15 protein-coding genes are annotated in these 19,048 nt (G+C 70.8%); 9 read left to right on the forward strand and 6 right to left on the reverse strand.

The genetic code is table 11. The features are described 5' to 3' along the window. The first annotated feature begins 11 nt into the window (after positions 1–11). From AW272_RS12180 to AW272_RS12190, 3 genes are read left to right on the forward strand one after another with little or no spacing between them, the layout of a single operon-like run. On the forward strand, positions 12–1,094 hold the full coding sequence (locus AW272_RS12180) for an enolase C-terminal domain-like protein (RefSeq protein WP_066363863.1): 1,083 nt from the start codon (positions 12–14) through the stop codon (positions 1,092–1,094). A gap of 56 nt (positions 1,095–1,150) precedes the next feature. Then, positions 1,151–2,059: a ketopantoate reductase family protein gene (locus tag AW272_RS12185; protein WP_066363865.1), complete on the forward strand. Its 909-nt coding sequence runs from the start codon at positions 1,151–1,153 to the stop codon at positions 2,057–2,059. Further along, positions 2,056–3,216 carry a lactate 2-monooxygenase gene (locus AW272_RS12190; RefSeq protein ID WP_066363867.1) on the forward strand — a complete coding sequence of 387 codons (1,161 nt, stop codon included), beginning with the start codon at positions 2,056–2,058 and terminating at the stop codon, positions 3,214–3,216. Before AW272_RS12185 ends, AW272_RS12190 begins: the two co-directional genes overlap by 4 nt. A gap of 59 nt (positions 3,217–3,275) precedes the next feature. On the opposite strand, the gene AW272_RS12195 is transcribed toward AW272_RS12190, so the two are convergent. Continuing rightward, the gene (locus AW272_RS12195) at positions 3,276–4,613 is read right to left on the reverse strand and encodes a DNRLRE domain-containing protein (protein ID WP_066363869.1); all 1,338 of its coding nucleotides are present in this window, start codon (positions 4,611–4,613) and stop codon (positions 3,276–3,278) included. A 121-nt stretch (positions 4,614–4,734) separates the two neighbouring features. Further along, entirely contained in the window at positions 4,735–5,001 is a 267-nt protein-coding gene (locus AW272_RS12200) for a hypothetical protein (RefSeq protein ID WP_066363872.1), read from the reverse strand. Between the two features lie 140 nt (positions 5,002–5,141). Between AW272_RS12200 and AW272_RS12205 the strand changes: the two genes are divergently transcribed. Next, positions 5,142–5,297, forward strand: coding sequence for a hypothetical protein (locus AW272_RS12205; RefSeq protein ID WP_157518499.1), 156 nt, complete (start codon positions 5,142–5,144; stop codon positions 5,295–5,297). A gap of 112 nt (positions 5,298–5,409) precedes the next feature. On the opposite strand, the gene AW272_RS12210 is transcribed toward AW272_RS12205, so the two are convergent. Next, a complete protein-coding gene (locus AW272_RS12210; RefSeq protein WP_157518500.1) occupies positions 5,410–6,474 on the reverse strand; it encodes a WD40/YVTN/BNR-like repeat-containing protein in 1,065 nt (354 codons plus the stop codon). Positions 6,475–6,753: 279 nt separating this feature from the next. On the opposite strand from AW272_RS12210, the gene AW272_RS12215 reads away from it, so the two are divergent. Together AW272_RS12215 and ybiA are read left to right on the forward strand one after the other, a co-directional pair. Continuing rightward, the gene (locus AW272_RS12215) at positions 6,754–8,154 is read left to right on the forward strand and encodes an RCC1 domain-containing protein (protein WP_066363878.1); all 1,401 of its coding nucleotides are present in this window, start codon (positions 6,754–6,756) and stop codon (positions 8,152–8,154) included. A 128-nt stretch (positions 8,155–8,282) separates the two neighbouring features. Further along, complete coding sequence (ybiA, locus tag AW272_RS12220; protein ID WP_066363879.1) at positions 8,283–8,834, forward strand: riboflavin biosynthesis intermediates N-glycosidase; 552 nt, start codon at positions 8,283–8,285, stop codon at positions 8,832–8,834. Here the strand turns inward: ybiA and AW272_RS12225 are convergent. The 3 genes from AW272_RS12225 to AW272_RS12235 all read right to left on the reverse strand — a co-directional run bounded on the left by AW272_RS12225 (position 8,831) and on the right by AW272_RS12235 (position 13,852). Continuing rightward, positions 8,831–9,289, reverse strand: a complete 459-nt coding sequence (locus tag AW272_RS12225) for a hypothetical protein (RefSeq protein ID WP_066363881.1) — start codon at positions 9,287–9,289, stop codon at positions 8,831–8,833. The two genes, ybiA and AW272_RS12225, sit on opposite strands and share 4 nt — an antisense overlap. Positions 9,290–9,300: 11 nt before the next feature. Next, complete coding sequence (locus AW272_RS12230) at positions 9,301–11,808, reverse strand: DUF4118 domain-containing protein (RefSeq protein WP_066363883.1); 2,508 nt, start codon at positions 11,806–11,808, stop codon at positions 9,301–9,303. Between the two features lie 163 nt (positions 11,809–11,971). Next, complete coding sequence (locus AW272_RS12235) at positions 11,972–13,852, reverse strand: APC family permease (protein ID WP_245657467.1); 1,881 nt, start codon at positions 13,850–13,852, stop codon at positions 11,972–11,974. Positions 13,853–14,041: 189 nt separating this feature from the next. Here AW272_RS12235 and AW272_RS12240 point away from each other — a divergent pair, with 189 nt between their 5' ends. The 3 genes from AW272_RS12240 to AW272_RS12250 all read left to right on the forward strand — a co-directional run bounded on the left by AW272_RS12240 (position 14,042) and on the right by AW272_RS12250 (position 19,014). Next, entirely contained in the window at positions 14,042–14,803 is a 762-nt protein-coding gene (locus tag AW272_RS12240) for a VOC family protein (protein WP_066363886.1), read from the forward strand. 132 nt (positions 14,804–14,935) lie between these two features. Then, the gene (gene glnII, locus AW272_RS12245) at positions 14,936–15,955 is read left to right on the forward strand and encodes a glutamine synthetase GlnII (RefSeq protein ID WP_066363888.1); all 1,020 of its coding nucleotides are present in this window, start codon (positions 14,936–14,938) and stop codon (positions 15,953–15,955) included. A 320-nt stretch (positions 15,956–16,275) separates the two neighbouring features. After that, a complete protein-coding gene (locus AW272_RS12250) occupies positions 16,276–19,014 on the forward strand; it encodes a helix-turn-helix transcriptional regulator (RefSeq protein WP_157518501.1) in 2,739 nt (912 codons plus the stop codon). The last annotated feature ends 34 nt before the right edge of the window (positions 19,015–19,048 follow it).

Consider the following 19,048-nt stretch of genomic DNA (forward strand, 5'->3'; position numbering starts at 1 on the left):
AGCATCGAGGTATGGGCGTTGACACGATCTCGCGGTTGCGGGCGCGTCCGGTGGTCGTGCCCATGGCGCGGCCGCTGCGCACGGCGTCCGGGTCGGCGACGGCCGCTCCGCTCCTGCTGTTCGATGTGGTCACCGAGGGCGGGGTGATCGGGCGGTCGTACATCTTCGCCTACGACCCGGCGCTGCTCCCCGCCCTCACCTCGATCGCCGCCGAACTCGCCCCCGGCCTCGCCGGCAAGGGCGTCTCCCCCGTCAGCCGGATGCGGGAGTTCCAGGCGCGGTTCCGGCTCCCCGGCATGCAGGGACTCGTCGGCATGGTCGTGTCGGGTGTCGAGATGGCCCTCTGGGACGCCCTCGGCCGGCTCACCGCCAAGCCCGTCGCCACCCTGCTCGGCGGGGAACCCCTCCCGCTCAGGGCCTACGACAGCTACGGGATGATCGACCCCGTCCAGGAGGAGAAGGCTCTGCGGACCTCCGTCGACGACGGATTCCTCGGGATCAAAATCAAGATCGGCCATCCCGACGCCGGACAGGACGTCGAGGTCGTCCGGCGGGTCAGGGAGATCATCGGTCCCGATGTGGAGTTGATGGTCGACTACAACCAGTCCCTCACCCCGCAGGAGGCCCGCCGCCGCGTCAACGGGCTGCGCGACTTCGGCCTCTACTGGGTCGAGGAGCCCGTACCGGCCGAAGACCTCGCCGGACACGCCTACGTCCGCCGGGCGACGGGCGCCAGGATCCAGACCGGCGAGAACTGGTGGTTCCCCGGTGGCTGTCGCGCGGCCATCGAGGCGTCGGCCTGCGATTTCGCCATGTTCGACATCATGAAGATCGGCGGCTTCACCGGCTGGATGCTTGCGGCGGGCCAGGCCGAGGCTGCGTCGCTCCCCGTCTCCAGTCACCTCTTCACCGAGGCGAGCGCCCACGCCATGGCCGTCACCCCTACGGCCGACTGGATCGAGCACTTCGATCTGGCCGGGGCGATCCTGCGCGAGCCCTGCCGTCCGGCCGGGGGCCGCATCACCGCGAAAGGGCCGGGGCTGGGCCTCGACTGGGACGAGGCGGCGATCGCGACGTACACGGCAAGGTTTTGAGTCTTTCGACCATTCCTGGATTGCCCTCGAAATATCCCATGCATAGCGTTTTGAGTATGAAGATCCTGGTCGTGGGCGCCGGAGCGGTCGGCGGATATCTCGGGGGCCGGCTCGTCCAAGCGGGGCGGGACGTGACGTTCCTGGTCCGTCCCGGGCGGAGACGCCTGCTGCGGGAGCGCGGACTGCGGATCGTCGGGCTCGGCGAGGAGACCACGCTTCACCCGTACACGATCACAGCGAACGAGATCGCTCAGCCGTTCGACCTGATCCTGCTCGCCGTGAAGGCCAACGCGCTGCGCGCCGCCATCGACGACTTCGCCCCCGCCGTCGGCCCGGACACTCTCATCCTGCCGGTGCTCAACGGGATGCGGCACATCGACGTCCTGGCCGAGCGGTTCGGCGATCCGAGGGTCCTCGGCGGGGTGGTGCTGGTGAACACCACCGTCGACGCGAACGGCGACGTCCGCCGTCTCGGCGACGTGCAGAGCCTGACCTACGGCGCCCGCGAGGGGCTCGCCCCCGACCGGCTCGTCGGCACGCTCGGCGACGCCGGGTTCGCGACCTGCCAGTCCGCCGACATCGTCGCCGAGATGTGGGCCAAATGGGTCTTCATCGCCGCCACCGGCGCGGTCACCTGCCTGATGCGCGGGACGATCGGGGAGGTCGCGTCCACCCCCGGCGGAGCCGAGTTCGCCGAGGCGGTCCTGGACGAATGCGCGTCCGTCGCCGAAGCCGCCGGCCACCCGGTGCCGAAGGAGGTGCTGGAGAACACCCGCCAGACCGTCACCGCGACCCCCTCCCCGATGACCTCGTCGGCCTACCGTGACCTGGTCTGCGACCGGCCCGTCGAGGTGGAGGAGATCTTCGGCGATCTCGCGAGGCGGGCCCGCGAGCTCGGGGTGCCGGTCCCGCTGCTCGACCTGGTCACCCTCAATCTCCGCGTCTACCAGGGAAGACAGGCATGAGCCCGCAGTTCGGCGACTTCCAGAACGAGATCTACGCGGCCGGTCTGCGCGGCCTCCGGCCGGCCCTGCCGATGTCCTTCGCCGAGCTTGAGGCCAGGGCCGAGTCGGCGCTCCCGCCGTCGATCTGGTCGTATGTCGCCGGAGGCGCGGGCGACGAGCACACCCAGCGGGCCAACGTCGCGGCCTTCCGCCGCTGGGGCCTGATGCCGCGCATGCTGGTCGGCGCCGCTCAGCGCGATCTCTCCATTGATCTGTACGGAATGCGCCTGCCCACCCCCGTCTTCATGGCCCCGGTCGGGGTGATCGGCCTGTGCGCCCAAGACGGCCACGGCGATGTGGCCACGGCTCAGGCGGCGGCCCGCACCGGGGTCCCGATGATCGCCTCGACCCTCTCCGCCGACCCGATGGAGACCGTCGCCGCCGAGTTCGGCCAGACCCCCGGCCTGTTCCAGCTCTACACCCCCACCGACCGCGACCTGGCCGAGAGCCTGATCCACCGCGCCGAGGCCGCCGGTTTCCAGGGCATCGTCGTCACCCTCGACACCTGGGTGACCGGCTGGCGCCCCCGCGACCTGCGCACCGCCAACTTCCCCCAGCTCAGGGGGTTCTGCCTGGCCAACTACACGTCCGACCCGGTCTTCCGGATCGCCGGAGAGGACCCGAGAGACACCGTCGCCCGCTGGGCACAGGTCTTCGGCAATCCGCTGACCTGGGACGACCTGACCTGGCTCCGCTCGACCACCACGTTGCCGCTCATCCTGAAGGGCATCTGCCACCCCGACGACGCCCGCCGCGCCAAAGACGCGGGAGTGGACGGCATCTACTGCTCCAACCACGGTGGACGCCAGGCCAACGGCGGCCTGCCCGCCCTCGACGCCCTGCCCGGCGTGGTGGAGGCCGCCGACGGCCTGCCGGTCCTCTTCGACTCGGGCGTCCGCTCGGGCGCGGACGTGATCAAAGCCCTCGCCCTCGGCGCCACCGCCGTCGGCATCGGCCGCCCCTACGCCTACGGACTCGCGCTGGGTGGCGTCGAGGGGATCGTCCACGTGCTGCGCACCATCCTGGCCGAGGCCGACCTGATCATGGCCGTGGACGGCTATCCGACCCTGGCCGACCTGACTCCCGACGCCCTCCGCGCGGTGCCGCCGTCACCCTGACGGCGTGCTGAGGGCGGGCGCGCCCCCGCAGGGCACCCGCCCTCAGCACGCGCGGGGTCTCACATGTCGAGGGTGAGCTTCTGCCAGCCGGACCACTCCGACGGGTACGGCCCGGCGATCGCACGAGCCCGCCAGCGGACCCGCAGGCCGCCCTCGACGAGGCCCGCGGGGATGGTCACCACTGCCTGCCCACCTGACGGAATATCGTCCTGGGAGTACTCCTCCCAGATCAGACCGGTTCCCGACATCGGCGAGTCCGGATCGTATTCCATCTCGAACTCCGCCCTCAGCGAGTCGACGAACGGATGCGTCACGGTGACCCGCAGTTCGGGGGTGAGCCCCAGACTCACCGTCGTACCCCCCTCCTCGTACGACGGGACGACCTCGTGCGCGGTGACCTCCGGGGCGGCGAGGGTCTCGACGGTGCCGGAGTGCCACGATCCCCAGTCGGAGACCGTGCCCGCCCTCGTGTTGTGGGCGCGGGCCCGCCAGCGGATCTGCCAGCCCTCCTGGAGGTTCCCCGGGGGAACCTGGACCGTCGGCTTCGGCACGTTGGGGGGCGAGACGCCGGTCCAGATCAACCCGGTGCCCTGCGTGGCGGGGGCGGCGGGGTCGTGCTCGACCTCCACCTCGCCCGCCAGCCGGCCGCCGGCCGGATCGGTGGCGTTCACGTAGATGCGGGGCGTCAGCGAGGCCACCCGGGTGAGGCCGTCTTCCTGGTAGACCGGCATGAGACGCGCCTCCCGCACCTGGGGGGCCGAGACGACGTCCATGGTGACCGCGAGAAGGGGCGGGTCGTAGCTGAAGTTCTCCGACGACGTGAAGGTCCAGGAACCGTCGTTGGTGGTCTCGTCCGGAGACTGGAGCACCAGGCCGTGGTTCTCCGTGCCGCTCATCCAGTCGCCGACGATGCCCGTGACCGGCCACTCCACCGAGTCGGGGTAGACCGGGCAGCTTGAGTTGACGCCCTTGGTGGCGATCTGGGCGTCGTCGTCGGTCGAGCCGGGCTTGTTGTTCCAGTGGAGGAAGTCGGCCGCCCAGGCTCCGGTGACCCGGCGCACCTGAATCCCCTCCCCGACCACCGGCCCGCACGCGGGCGCGCGGATGCCGGTCAACGTCAGCGTGGCAGAGGTGACGACGCCCTCGGGCAGCGAGGACAGGTCGAATCTCAGGTATCCCCGGGACTGGTAACCCTTGATGTCCGTGCCCACCTGCAATTGCGACGCGCCCGGCAACGCGAGAAAGTTCTCGGTATTACCGGAGAACACCCGGATGTCGTCGTTCGGGCCGATGTACCGCACGATTTCGAGAATCGGCGGATCCGCGGCTGCGGGAAGGGGGACGGCGGCCAGTGCGGCCGCCGTCGTGAGTGTGACCATCAGGGAGAGCGCCCTCATCAGGCTCCTTGGAATGCGGAGATGATCAATGACCTCGCGCAAGGAACCTAACAAACTCTCCCATTAACCGAAATATTGACTTTCCGGCCAAGGAATTGGCAATGACCGACAAATGTCGACGTTATTCCGTCGTATCAACGGTCGCCTCCTGCCATTCCGACCATTCGCCGACGAGCAGCCCGTCCACCGTCTCGGCCCGGACCCGCCACCGGATCTGCCAGCCGTCCTCCAGCGCACCGCCGGGGACGGTCACCTTCGCGGGCGTGGCCGGCACGATGTCTCTCTGGTCCTCGCCGGTCCAGATCACCCCGGTTCCCTGCTCCGGTACGTCAGGATCGTGCGCCACCTCGAAGGCCGCGTTCAGCGAGAAGCCGAACTGGTGATACACGATGGCCCGCAGTTCCGGACCCGGGGCCGACGGCGTCGTCCGGAACCCAAACGCTTCGGGCCTGGAGGACGCCGCCGGGAACCCTGATCTCCGGCACGGTGTTGTGGAGCGGCGCGGCGACGCCGGTCCAGATCTGCCCAGTGCCCTGGTCCGGCGCGTCCGGGTCGTGCTCGATCTCCACCTGGTTCGCCCTGAGCACCGGTGTGCGCGAGGCGATCGTGGTGATCCCGCTCAACACGTGGACAGGCGCGACGGGGACCTTCTTCGACTCGACCACAGTGCCGGCCGTCAGGTAGTGCTCCTTGGAATGCGGAGATGATCAATGGCATTGCCTGAAGACGCTAACAAAATCCCTGACCAACCGAAATATTGACATTTCGTCAGATGAATCAGCAAGGACCGACAAAGTCAGCCATACGGGCCGGTCATGAGCATCCGGTCGGTCGACTTCTGGGCGCGCTCGCTCGTTTCCGGGGTCATCAGCCTGCCCGGCGAGACGTGGGTCGCGCCCGCCCGGACCAGCAGCCTCGTGCCCGGGATGTGGGCCGTGACGCCACTGCCGGGATGGGTGAAGAGGCCGAACGCACGGCCCGGCGGCGGCTTGGGGGCGGCGACCTTCGTCCACTTACCGGCGCGGCTGCGCCACAGCGGCTGGTCGAGGCCGTAGTCGAACCAGACGCCCCCGGCGCCGTCGGGCTCGATCTTCTCGGGCGGGGTGGTGCGCGGCGGGGTCCGGGTCGTCCACTTCGAGCCGCTCCGGTGCAGAACGGGCAGGCGGTCGCCGTCGAGGACCGAATAGCCCGCGAGCCACAGTTCACCGCGCTTGCCGACGGTCACGTCGTCGAGCTGGAGGACCGACCGGATGCCCGCCGGCGCGGCGACCGGCACATTCGCCAGGGCACGTCCGTTCCAGTGCAGCACGGCGGGCACGCCGCCCTCGATGTCGTCGTAGACGGCCTTGCCCGACTTGTACCGGCCGACCACCCAGACGTCATTGGCACCCCGGGCGTGGATGCCGCCGATCTCCAGCTTGGCGGGGGTGGGTACGGTGCGCCAGCTCCTGCCGTCGTACCGGAGCAGTTTCCCCTGCTCCGACACCCAGGCCCCGCCGGGGACCGCGGCGAGCAGCACATAGGCCGACTTCGACAGCGACCGCACGGCCTTCCAGCCCTTGCCGTCCCAGCGGTGAGCCTTACCCGCGGTGAGCGCCCACACGTCGCGGGGCGACGCGGCGGACAGGGCGGTGATCGGGCCGGACGGCCTCGGCATCGACCGCCAGCGCCTGCCGTCGAAATGTTCCAGCAGGTCGGGGTTGGAACCGGCGGCCCAGATGTCCTTCGGGCCCCCGGCCGCCACGTGGCCGAAGGAGTCGAAGCCCACGCGAGGCGGAAGCTGGGCATACCGCCAGGTCGAAGCCTCGGCGCTCACGGCCGGCACTACGCCGGAACCGCCCGCCAGAACCGCAGCGATCACGACCGCCCACATGTCTACCCCCGGTGCTCCGTCAGAGGGGTGAGGCTAACAAGGATCACGACGGCGGCGTTGTCCTAGCGCGCCCGGTTCTCCGGGAGAGCGACACCGCCGCGAGCGCCGGCATCGCCCCCACGCCGACGACGGCCGGCGTGTGCAGCCCGGTCCGGAACTGGCCGAGGGGCTACGTGCTCTGGTGAAACCCACCGGGTGATCCACCGTGTGACATGGTGTTCCATCCGGGTGGACCGGTGAGGGAACGCCTTCCCTGATGTGAGATCGATGAAGATTCTGGCCGCCGTGATGGCGGTCGTGGCGGCGCTCGCCGCGTTCACTCCTGAACCGCAATGGGCCGGGACGAAATTCTGGGCCTGGGGGCTCAACACCAGCGGCCAGTTCGGCAAGGGAACCACCACCGACAGCTCCGTCCCGGTGCTCGTCGGCCGGTTGCCCGCCGGCCGCCCGCACGGCACGGCGCGCATCCAGCAGGTGGCGGCCGGCGGCACCTTCAGCGCCGGGGTCAACGACCGGGGGTACGTGTTCCAGTGGGGCAGCCTGCCCGGCGTGGTCGACGCGACCGTCCCGCAGGGGGTCGGCGGGCTGCCCCCCGTCACCGCGGTCTCCGTGGGAGATCGGCACATCCTGGCGCTGTCCGTGGACGGGACCGTCTGGGCCTGGGGCGACAACACCTACCGCCAGCTGGGTGACGGTACGACCACCAGCAGGCCCGACCCGCGCATGATCGCCGGACTGACCGGCGTGCGCAGCGTGTCGGCCGGATACCGCTACAGCCTGGCCGTCAAGACCGACGGCACCGTCTGGGCCTGGGGCCACAACGGCTTCGCCGAACTCGGCGACGGCACGACCGTCAACCGGCCCACTCCCGTCCAGGTCACCGGCATCTCCGGGGTCCGGACCGCCCTCGCCTCCCGCAGCGGCGTCCACTCCGCCGCGGTGAAGACCGACGGAACGGTGTGGACGTGGGGCAGCAACGCCTCAGGTCAGCTCGGCATCGGGGCGGCCCCCCGGTCGTACGTGCCGGTTCGGGTGCCCGGCATCACCGACGCCCAGATGGTCATGCCCGGCGAGAAGTCGACGTTCGCCATCGCCGCAGGCCGTCTGTGGGCCTGGGGCGACAACACCAGCGGACGTCTCGGCGACGGCACCACCACGGCCAGGCGCACCCCCACGATCACCCCGATCATGGGCCTGACCTGGGCCGACCCCGGCATGGGCGGCACCTCGGCCGGAACCACGGCCGACGGCACCGTGCTGACCTGGGGCGACAACACCGCCGGCGCCCTCGGCACCGGCTCCACCCAGCCCTTCTCCCTGACCGCCCACCCGGCCGCGATGACCTCGACGGTGAGCACCATCTCCGTGGGCCGTTCGACCACCCTGGTCGTCGTCGGCACGCAGACACCCGACCCGACGCCGACGAGCGGGCCGAGCCCGCCGACCGTGGTGCTCGTCCCCGACGTGACCGGCCTGTTCGAGGACACCGCGGTCAGCCGGATCACCACCGCGGGCCTGAACCTCGGCGCGGTGTTCCGCGTCGTCGACCGGCTGTGCAACGACGTCGACCAGGTGACCGATCAGAGCCCGGACGCCGGCACGCCGGTGGCACGCGGCTCCGAGGTCGACATCACCGTCGCCATCGAACCGTCGGGACCGTGCCCGTGATCAGCAGGAAACCGAAGCAGACCGCCCCGCCCACGCGCAACGACCAGCGTCGCCCGAAACCGGCGCCCGCGCCGAGGCCGACCGGACCGAAGGGCAGAACCGCAGCCCACGACCGGTAGGTTGGCCCGGTGACGCTACCCCGTTCCGTCGAAGAAGCCGTCAACGCCGAGGCGTCCGGTCAGGTTCTGCACTACCTCTTCTTCTGGGGCCATCGTCCCCCTCGCGACGGCGGTGTGGGCGCGGGCTGCCTCAGCCAGTGGTGGGAGGCCGGTTTCACCGAAGACGGCCACCTCTTCCCCACGGCCGAGCACTACATGATGGCCCACAAGGCCTGGCTCTTCGGCGACGAGGAGACGGCCGCCAAGGTCCTCGCCGCACCCAGCCCCGGCGAGGCCAAGGAACTGGGCCGCAGCGTGCAGGGCTACTCCGACAAGATCTGGACCGCGCAACGGTCCGGCATCGTGGTCCGCGGCAGCATCGCGAAGTTCACCGCCCACCCTGACCTGCGCGACTTCCTGCTCGGCACCCGCGACCGGGTGCTGGTGGAGGCGAGCCCCTACGACCGCGTCTGGGGCATCGGCGTGACGGCGACCGCCGAGAAGGCGGCCTCCCCCAAGACGTGGAAGGGCCTTAACCTCCTCGGCTTCGCCCTCATGGACGCCCGCGACGCGCTGAGCTAGACGATCCTGCCCGACCAGTAACTGGAAACGGCCTTGAAGACAGACCACGCGTCGCCGTCGAAGTAGGGCGACACCGCCGTGTCGGTCACGCCGTCGCCGTCGGTGTCGGCCACGCCGATGGTGACGCCGTTGAGGTAGCCGAGCCCGCCGGCGTGATCGGCCAGCCACGACGACCCGAGTGCCCCCTCACCCGTCCAGGCCGAGTCGACCCCGACCGGCCGGTCGGAGGGGAGATGGGTGAGGTCGACCGGGAACCTCGGCCCGGTCGCGTGCTCCAACGTCGGCCCCTGGTAGCCGAAGACGTCGACCCCCGGAGACAGGGGCCGGTTGAAGGTCATCCCCTGCCCGCCCACGTTGTCGACCAGTCGTCCGGCGTCGACGAGCGTGTCGTCTGCCGACAGGGTCACCCCGTGATGAACGATGGCGAACACGTAGGCGCGGTCGTCGTCGCGCAAACATCATTCGATCACATGTTCGATATCGGCAGGGTCATCGTCATCGTCAGCCCTCCCCCGGGCGTCTCGTCCGGGGTGAGGGCACCGCCCATCGCCTCCGCGAGCCCGCGTGACAGGGCCAGCCCGAGCCCGACCCCCGAGTGGTTGTCCCGGTCGCCGAGGCGCTGGAACGGCTGGAAGACCTGGTCGTGGGCCTCCGGCGGGATGCCGGGGCCCCGGTCGACCACCCGGATCTCCACCTTGTTGTCATGTGAGCTCGCGGTGAGCAGCACGTAGCCGGGGCTGTAGCGGACCGCGTTCAGGACCAGGTTCGCCAGCACCCGTTCCAGCAGCGCCGGGTCGGCGCTCACCTCGGGCAGGTCGTCGGGTACGTCGATCCGCACCGGCAGGTCTTCGAGCGCGCGGGGCAGGACCTCGGCCAGCGCGACCGGCTCCAGGGAGACGCCGAGCACCCCGGCCTGCAAGCGGCTCATGTCGAGGAGGTTCTCCACCAGCCGGGTCAGCTTCACCAGGGACTCGTCGGCGGTTTCGAGCAGTTCGGCCTCATCGGAGGCCGACCACGTCACGTCGGTGCTGCGCAGGCTCTCGACCGCCGCTTTGGCCGAGGCCAGCGGGGTGCGCAGGTCGTGGCTGACGGCGGCGAGCAGCGCGGTGCGCATGCGGTCGGCCTCGGCCAGCGGTTTGGCCTGTTCGGCCTCCGCCACCAACCGGCGCTGGCGCAGCGCGACGGCCGTCTCGGCGGCGAAGGCCTCCAGGACGCGGCGGTCGGAGGCGCCGAGCAGACGGCCTCTGACGGCCAGGACCAGTTTCTCGTCGATCACCACGTCGGTGTCGGCGACGCCGGGGCTCGTGCAGGGCACGCCTCCGGCGGCGGCGACGATGCGCCACGCCTCGGGGTCGGCGCGGTCGTCGGGGGCCGGTGGAGATCGGCGTTCGAGCAGGGTGACCGAGGTCAGGCCGTAGGTCTCGCGGAGGCGGGCCAGCAGGGAGGGCAGGGCGGCCTCGCCGCGCAGGACGTGGCCCGCCAGGGTCGACAGGACCTCGGCGTCGGCGCCCGCCATCGCGGCCTCGCGCGTCCTCCTGGCCGCCAGGTCGACGACGAGGCTCACCAGGACGGCGACCAGGACGTACACGAAAAGAGCGAACAGGTTCTGCGGGTCGGCGACCGTGAACTTGTCGATCGGCGGGGTGAAGAAGTAGTTGAGCAGCAGGAAGCCGAAGACGGCGGCGGTGATGGCGGGCCACATGCCGCCGACCAGGGCGACGATCACGACCATCAGCAGGAACAGCAGGATCTGGCCGGACAGTGCGAGCAGGTCGCGCAGCGGATAGACCAGGGCGGTCAGCGCGGGCATGCCGGCCAGCGCGGTCACCCATCCGGCGATGCGGCGGGTGAGGGTCAGCGCGGCCCGTGAGCCGGGTCGCGGCAGGCCCCGCCGCGCCTGCTGGTGAGTGATCATGTGGACGTCGATCGAGCCCGACCGCGCGATCGTCTCGGCCCCGACCCCCCGGAACAGGATCTGGGCCAGCCGCCCCCGCCGGGACGCGCCCAGCACGAGCTGGGTCGCGTTCACCCCGCGCGCGAAGTCGAGCAGCGCCCGGGGCACGTCGTCGCCGACGACCTGGTGATAGGTCCCGCCCAGCGATTCGACCAGGGCCCGCTGCCGGGCCAGGTGGGCGGGGTCTCCGCCGATCAGGCCGTCGCCCCGGGTGACGTGGACGCCCAGCAGGTCGGCCCCCTTGGTGCGGGCGGTCACCCTGGCGGCGCGGCGGATCAGCGTGTCGCCCTCGGGGCCGCCGGTCAGCGCCACGACGACGCGTTCGCGCGCCTCCCACGTGGTGGCGATGCCGTGTTCGGCGCGGTAGCGGTCGAGCTGGTCGTCGACCCGCCCGGCGACCCAGAGCAGCGCCAGTTCCCGCAGCGCGGTCAGGTTGCCGACGCGGAAGTAGTTGGACAGCGCCGCGTCGACCTTCTCGGGCGCGTAGACGTTGCCGTGGGCCATCCGGCGGCGCAGCGCCTCGGGCGACATGTCGACCAGCTCGATCTGGTCGGCCCTGCGGACCACCTCGTCGGGCACCGTCTCCCGCTGCGGCACGCCGGTGATCTCCTCGACGACGTCGTTGAGCGACTCCAGATGCTGCACGTTCACCGTGGTGACGACGTCGATGCCGGCGTCGAGCAGCTCCTCGACGTCCTGCCACCGCTTGGCGTTGCGGGAACCCGGCACGTTGGTGTGGGCGAGTTCGTCGACCAGGGCCACCTTCGGACGGCGGGCCAGCACGGCGTCGACGTCCATCTCGGCGAAGACCGCGCCCCGATGGACGAGTTCACGGCGCGGCACCGTCTCCAAGTCGGCCAGCAGCGCGGCCGTCTTCGGCCGGGCGTGCGTCTCGACCAGGCCCACGACGACGTCACGGCCCCGTTCGAGGGCGCGGCGGCCCTCGCCGAGCATCGCGAAGGTCTTGCCGACGCCCGGCGCCGCACCCAGGTAGACGCGGAGCCGTCCCCGGACCGTCATCCGCCGAAGTCACCTGCTCGGACGCCAGTACGGCGGCGGAAAGCGGCGCGGACCTCCCCGGCCGGGCGGTCGCGTTCCCTCCCGGCGCGGACGGCCCGGAGGCCGGCGCTCACGCTCGGTCGCTGTCGGGCGCATTCGACGTTCACCTCCCGATGTTCTCAGGTCACCCCACATGGACGTGTGGCCTCCTCAGCGGATCGGGCTCGGCCAGCCGGAGCACCTCGCGGGTCAGCGGAGGCACGTCGCCGCCGCCGAAGATCAGATAGCGGAGCATCTGGGTGATCGGGTTGCCCTCGGTCCAGTGGAAGTAGATGTTGGGCACCCGGCCGGTCCGGTCGCGCAGGTAGAGCAGCAGCGCGGCCAGCGCGTTGGGCACGGTCGCGCTCACCACGACCAGCACCTTGTTCCCGTACCGCTCCTCGCCGCGCACGTAGAGTTCGGTCTCGAACTCCGACGCGTCGTTGATCGTGACCTCGACGAAGATCGCCTGCTCGGAGGCGCGCAGCCGGTGCATGAACCAGTTCTCGCGCAGCTTGTCGTTGTATTCGGCCTGGTCGCGGCGCTGCGGCTCGTTGGCGATGAGGTGCAGCTCACCGGAGCAGCACTCGTTGACGAACTGCTCGGCCAGCGAGTCGAGCCGCACCCGCGTCACCCGCAGTTCGGTCGACCGGGTGGCCCGCGAGATCAGCGAGGTGACCACGATGGCCACGATGAAGAAGCCGGCGATCTTCACCCCGTCGGGCCGCTCGATGACGTTGTCGACCAGGGTGTACGTGAGCACCGCGCTGATGATCCCGAAGATCCACGACGCCCGGCGCCGCCCCTTCGCCCGGGTCGACAGCGCGCTCGCGACGGCGGCCGACAGCATCAGCACCAGCACGCCGGTGGCGTACGCGCCCGCCTGCTGGTCGACGCTCGCGTCGAAGAGGAACGTGATCACGAACGCGATGGCGATGAGGATCAGCACCAGCGGCCGGACGGCGGAGGCCCACTCGGGGGCCATGCCGTACCTGGGCAGGAATCTGGGCACCAGGTTGATCAGCCCGGCCATCGCCGAGGCGCCGGCGAACCAGAGGATGGCGATGGTGCTGACGTCGTACAGGGTGCCGAACCACTCGCCGAGATAGGCGTGCGCGAGATAGGCGAGCGCCCGGCCGTTGGCCTTGCCGCCCTCCTGGAACTCGGGCGCCGGGATGAGCAGCGTCGTGACGAAGCTGCTGAGGATCAGGAACACGCTCATGATCAGCGCGGCCGTGGTGAGCATCTTCCTGGCCGACCTGATCCGGCGCGGGATGTCGCCCCTGATCACCGGCATCACCGCGACCCCGGTCTCGAACCCGGACAGGCCCAGCGCCAGGCGGGGCATCACCAGCAGCGCCAGCCCGATCATGGCCAGCGGTGAGGCGTGCCGGGCCTCCAGCAGCCGGTCCCACTCGCCGAACACGGCCGGGTTGGCGACGACGTGCTCGATGCCCACCGCCACGACCACCGCGTTCAGTGCCAGATAGGCCACGACCAGCACCGTCGCCACGCCGACGGCCTCGGTGAACCCGGCCATGAAGATCGCGCCGAGCGCGGCCAGCAGCACCAGGGTGATCGGGATCTCCTGGCCGTCGAGCCAATCGGGCGCGAACGGGTTCTCGATGATGTGGGCGGTCGCGTCGGCGGCCGACAGGGTCATCGTGATGACGAAGTCGGTGCCCGCGAAGCCGAGGAGGCAGAGCACGAAGAGCTTCCCCTGCCAGGCCGGGACGAGCCGCTCCAGCATCGCGATGGAGCCCGCGCCGTGGGGGCTCTGTCCGGCGACGTACCGATAGACCGGCAGCGCGCCGAACAGGGTCAGCGCGACAAGGAACAGCGTCGCGACCGGTGACAGCGCGCCGGCCGCGAGCGCGGCGATGCCCGGCTGGTAGCCGAGCGTGGAGTAGTAGTCGACGCCGGTCAGGCACATGACCCGCCACCAGGCGTGCTTCGCCTCCGGGCCGTGCTCCAGCTGCCCCCGATCGGCCGTGAGCCCGTTCAGGAGCCACCCCCGCAGGGTCACGGCCACCCCTTCGTCCGACGCCGGGGGAGCTTTCTCATGATCGCAGGCACTACTACGGCCGGGGTCACGTACGTCCCATTTCGCCGGAAAGGCTCCTGGGGGAACCGCTGCGCGGGGTCGGCGCTGGAAAAAATGTCGGCAGGACGTGCCAGAGTTGTCGTCACCGAAAATCTGTTCGAAGGAGCTCACATGCTCACGACCGACTACCTGCCGGGCGCCCCCTGCTGGGTCGACCTGGGTTCGCCCGGCACCGGCGCCTCGGCCACGTTCTACGCCGCCGTGCTCGACTGGGAGTTCCGGTCGGCCGGGCCCGACGCGGGCGGCTACGGCTTCTTCCTCCACGACGGCAAGATCGTCGCCGCGGTCGGCCCGCTGACCGAAGAAGGCGCGGGCTCCGCCTGGACGATCTATTTCGCCACCCCCGACGCCGACGACGCGGCCGCCCGCGCCGAGAAGGCCGGCGGCACCGTCCGGGTGGCCCCCTACGACGTGTTCGACCAGGGCCGCGCCGCCGCGCTGACCGACCCGGCCGGGGCCGACTTCGCTATCTGGCAGGGCCGGGGCCGCAAGGGCCTCGACGCCGTGACCGAGCCCGGCAGCCTCGGCTGGACCGAGCTCTATGTCGCCAGCCCGCCCTCCGTGGCGCCGTTCTACGCGGCGGCCCTCGACCACCAGTCGATCGAGGCCACCGTCGCCGGGGTCGGCTACACCACGATCCGGCTGCCCGGCGGCGACCGCCCGACGATCGGCGGCGTGATCACCCTCAACCCGGGCACCAAGCCGTTCTGGCTGCCCTATTTCGAGGTCAGAGACGTCGACGCGGCCGTCGAGGCGACCGTCACCGAGGGCGGCACCATCCTCGACCCGCCCGTCTCGGTCGAGACCGTAGGCCGGTTCGCCGTGCTGGCCGACCAGTTCGGCGCCCGCTTCGCCGTGATCACCAGCGTTTGAGCCAGATGATTTAACACACGGACCTCCCGTTTCACATCGTGTTCACAAACGGGCAATGGACATGAAATGGCTTCTTGGGAATCTCGGCGTGGCGGCCATCGACCCCGGTCCGCCTCCAGGGAAGGAAAAGACGTGGCGTTCAAGGCCGAGTACATCTGGATAGACGGCACCGAGCCGGTCGCGAAGCTCCGGTCCAAGACCCGGGTGCTGGCCGACGGTGCCGACCTCCCCACCTGGGGCTTTGACGGTTCGAGCACCAACCAGGCCGAGGGTCACGACTCCGACCGCGTGCTGAAGCCGGTCTTCTCGTGTCCCGACCCCATCCGGGGCGGCGACAACGTGCTGGTGCTGTGTGAGGTCTACAACGTCGACGGCTCGGCCCACCCGAGCAACCACCGCGCGCTGCTGACCCCGATCGCCGAGCAGTTCGAGGCGCAGGAGTCCTGGTTCGGCATCGAGCAGGAATACACCTTCTTCAAGGACGGCCGCCCCTACGGCTTCCCGGTCGGCGGCTTCCCCGGCCCGCAGGGCCCTTACTACTGCGGCATCGGCGCCGACGAGGTCGTCGGCCGTGACATCGTCGAGGCCCACCTCGACGCCTGCATCGAGGCCGGCCTGAAGATCTCCGGCATCAACGCCGAGGTCATGCCCGGTCAGTGGGAGTTCCAGATCGGCCCGGCCGGCCCGCTCGAGTGCTCCGACCACATGTGGATGGCGCGCTACCTGCTCTACCGCATCGCCGAAGACTACGGCGTGTCGGCCACGCTCGACGCCAAGCCCGCCAAGGGTGACTGGAACGGCGCCGGCGCCCACACCAACTTCTCCACCAAGGCCATGCGCGAGGGCTACGACGCGATCATCGCGGCGTGCGAGGCGCTCGGCGCCGAGGGCAAGGTCGAGGAGCACATCGCGGGCTACGGCTTCGGCATCGAGCAGCGCCTCACCGGTCTCCACGAGACCGCGCCCTACAACGTCTACAGCTACGGCGTGTCGAACCGGGGCGCCTCGGTGCGCATCCCGTGGCAGGTCGAGGTCGACAAGAAGGGCTACATCGAAGACCGGCGTCCCAACGCCAACATCGACCCCTACATCGTCACCCGCCTGATCACCAACACCTGCTGCTCGGTCCTGGAGGCCAAGGGCCTGGTGTAGTCACCACCCCGCAGTCATGAACACGGCCCCTCCACGCGGAGGGGCCGTTTCGGCATCCGCACGCAAGCCGCGGGTTTCTGATGACGCGGCGTATGACGACCGCCGGGCCGGGACGACAGCGGAAAGACGTCCCAGATCAGAATCGCATTGCCCAAATGCGCCAACCCTGACGGCGGACCGCAAGAACCGCACGTCAGGCCGTCACGATTTGCATGACTATGCGTCGAAAGTATCGGTGATGCGAGATATTGCCGGGCATCGTTTTCGTGGTAGCTGTACAGTCGCTGTGAGATAGCAGGCAAGTGATCATGGTGCCGCCGATGAATGATCATTCTGCCCCCCTGGTCGGCCGGCGGGACGTGCTGAATGATCTTCGGGGGTCGCTGGACGCAATCGTGAGCGGGCAGTTCCGGCTGCTCGCGCTCGTCGGCGAGCCCGGCGCCGGGAAGACCCGGCTGCTGGCCGAGCTGGAGAGACTGGCCGACGCTCAGGGCTGCCTCACGCTGTGGGGCAGGGCCGCCGAGTTCGAGCAGGTCATGCCGTTCTCCGCGCTGGTCGACGCGCTCGACGGCCACCTGGAGTCCATCGAGAACGACGACCCGCTGCTGGCCTCGGTGTTCCCCGCGCTCGGCGCGACGGCCGAGCCCTCCGACGACGTCTCGGCGCTGGTCCGCTACCGCCTCTACCGCTCCGTCGCCCAGTTGCTGACGCGCATCGCCCGCCCGGCGGGGCTGGTGCTGGTGCTCGACGACGTCCACTGGGCCGACGAGGCCACGATCGAGTTCCTCGACCACGTCAGCCGCCACTCCCCCAAGGCGCGGCTGATGGTCGTGGTGGCGTACCGGCCGAAGCAGGCGCCGCCCAAGCTGGCCGTCGGCGGGTCCCGCGTCCCCATCGGGCCGCTCTCGGAGGAGGAGGCGGGCGAACTGCTCGGCCCCGGCGTGAGCCGGAGCCGCAAGAAGGCCCTGTACGACGCCAGCGAGGGCTACCCCTTCTATTTACAGGCCCTGGCGCGAGTCGAGGCGGGCGACCTGCCCGGCTCCAAGAACGACGCGCTCGCCCTGGAGCTGCGCGACCTGTCCGGCGACGCCCTGAAGGTCGCCCAGGGCGCGGCGGTGGCCGCCGACGAGTTCGAGGCCGAACTGGCCGCCGTGGCCGCCAAGGTGCCGATCGCCACCGCGCTCGACGCCCTCGACGAACTCGCCGACCGCGACCTGGTCCGCCCCGTCGGCGGCCGGTTCCGGTTCCGGCACCCGCTCGTCCGCCAGGCCGTGTACGAATCGACCAAACCCGGCTGGCGGCTGTCGGCCCACCAGCGGATCGCCGAGCGCCTGGCCGCCGTTGACGCGCCCGCGCCGCTGCGTGCCCACCATGTGGAACGCTCTGCCTCCTTCGGCGACCGCGACGCGGTGGACGTCCTGGTCAACGCCGCCCGCCAGGTCTCCACCACCGCCCCGGCGACCTCGGCCCACTGGCTGCAGGTGGCCCTCGGGCTGCTGCCCGACTCCACCGACCGGCTCGACCTGCTGCTGGAACTGGCCCGCAACCAGACCGTGAGCGGCCAGCTCACCGAGGCCCGGACGACCGCCTACGAGGTCCTGCGGCTGCTGCCGCGCGACGACTACGCCCGCCGGGCCCAGGCCGCCCGGTTCTGCGCCCTCGTGGAGCGGCTGCTCGACCGGCCGGGCGAGGGCCGGGCCGTGCTGGTCTCCGAACTGCGCGAGATCCCCGAGCCGCGCCTCCCCGCGGCGCTGCCGATGCGCCTGCGCCTGGTCGCAGAGAGCCTCATGCGCGGCGACCACCGGGCCGCCCAGGCGGTGCTCGACTTCATGCCTGAAGACACCGACGACCCCGGCCTGCGGCTGGCCATCGCGATGCTGCGCCCGATGACGGCCTACGCCGGGCACCGCGTCGAGGAGGCGCTGCGGCACGTCGCCGCCGCGCAGGCGCTGGCCGACGCGACCCCGGAGATCCACCAGCTCGCCTGGATGGACACGGTCGCCTGGATGAGCTGGTCGGAGATCTGGCTCGGCCACCACCGCCCGGCGCTGGCCAGGCTGGAGCGCGCCATCGCGGCGGTGAAGGCGACCGGCCAGACGTTCATCCTGACCAACATGCTGGCCGGGCTGGGCAACCTGCACGGCGTGTTCGGCAGCATCCCCGAGGGCCAGGTCGCCGCCGAGGAGTCGGCCGAGATCGCCCTGCTGCTCAACTCCGGGTACGCCAGCGTCGTCGCCCTGGCCCAGCAGAGCCTGCTGGCCGGCGCCGCCGGCGACGAGGAGGACGCCATCCGCCTCGGCCACGCCGCAGCCACGTCGGGCTTCAGCACCACCGAGTGGCACGGCGCCCAGGCCCGCTACGCCTACGCCACCGCGCTGGCCCGCGCCGGGCGGCTCGACGAGCAGGCCATCGCGGCGGTCGAGGAGGCGTACACCGGCGACCGGCTCGAGGAGTTCAGCATGCTGGCCTTCTGCGAGACGATGGCGGCCGCCCACGCCGCCAGGAGCGAGGCGAAGGAGGCGGCCGACTGGGCCGAGCGGGCGGCCGGGATGGTCCGCCCCGAGCTCGAGTTCACCGACGGCCTGGCCCGCCTCGCCCGCGCCCACGCGACGCTCGACACCGAGGCCGAGGAGCTGGCCGTCACCGCCGCCGAGATCCTGACCAAAGCCGGCCGCCGCTACGACGCCGGGCGGGCCCTGCTGCGGGCGGGCACGGCCTGCGTCGACGGCGGCAGGAAACGCGCCGCGCTGCCCTACCTGGAGGCGGCGTGCGACATCTTCACCACGTGCGGCGCGCGCGGCCTGGCCGCCACGACGATCAGGGAGCAGCGCCGGGCCGGCAAACGGGTGGCGGCGGCGCGGGCCGCCGGGGCCCACGGGCTGACCGGGCGCGAGCTGGAGATCGCCCGCCTGGTCGCGGAGGGGTGCGGCAACCAGCAGATCGCCGACCGCCTGCACATCTCGGTACGCACCGTGGAAACCCATCTGACCAGGGCGTTCGAGAAGCTCGGCGTGAGCTCTCGCGGCAGTCTCACGGCCACGCTCGCACAGCTCGGCTGAATGTACGAGTTTTCCACGATGTAGGGGTGTGCCC

This window comes from Herbidospora mongoliensis (genome assembly GCF_001570545.1).
Classification (GTDB): Bacteria; Actinomycetota; Actinomycetes; order Streptosporangiales; family Streptosporangiaceae; genus Herbidospora; species Herbidospora mongoliensis.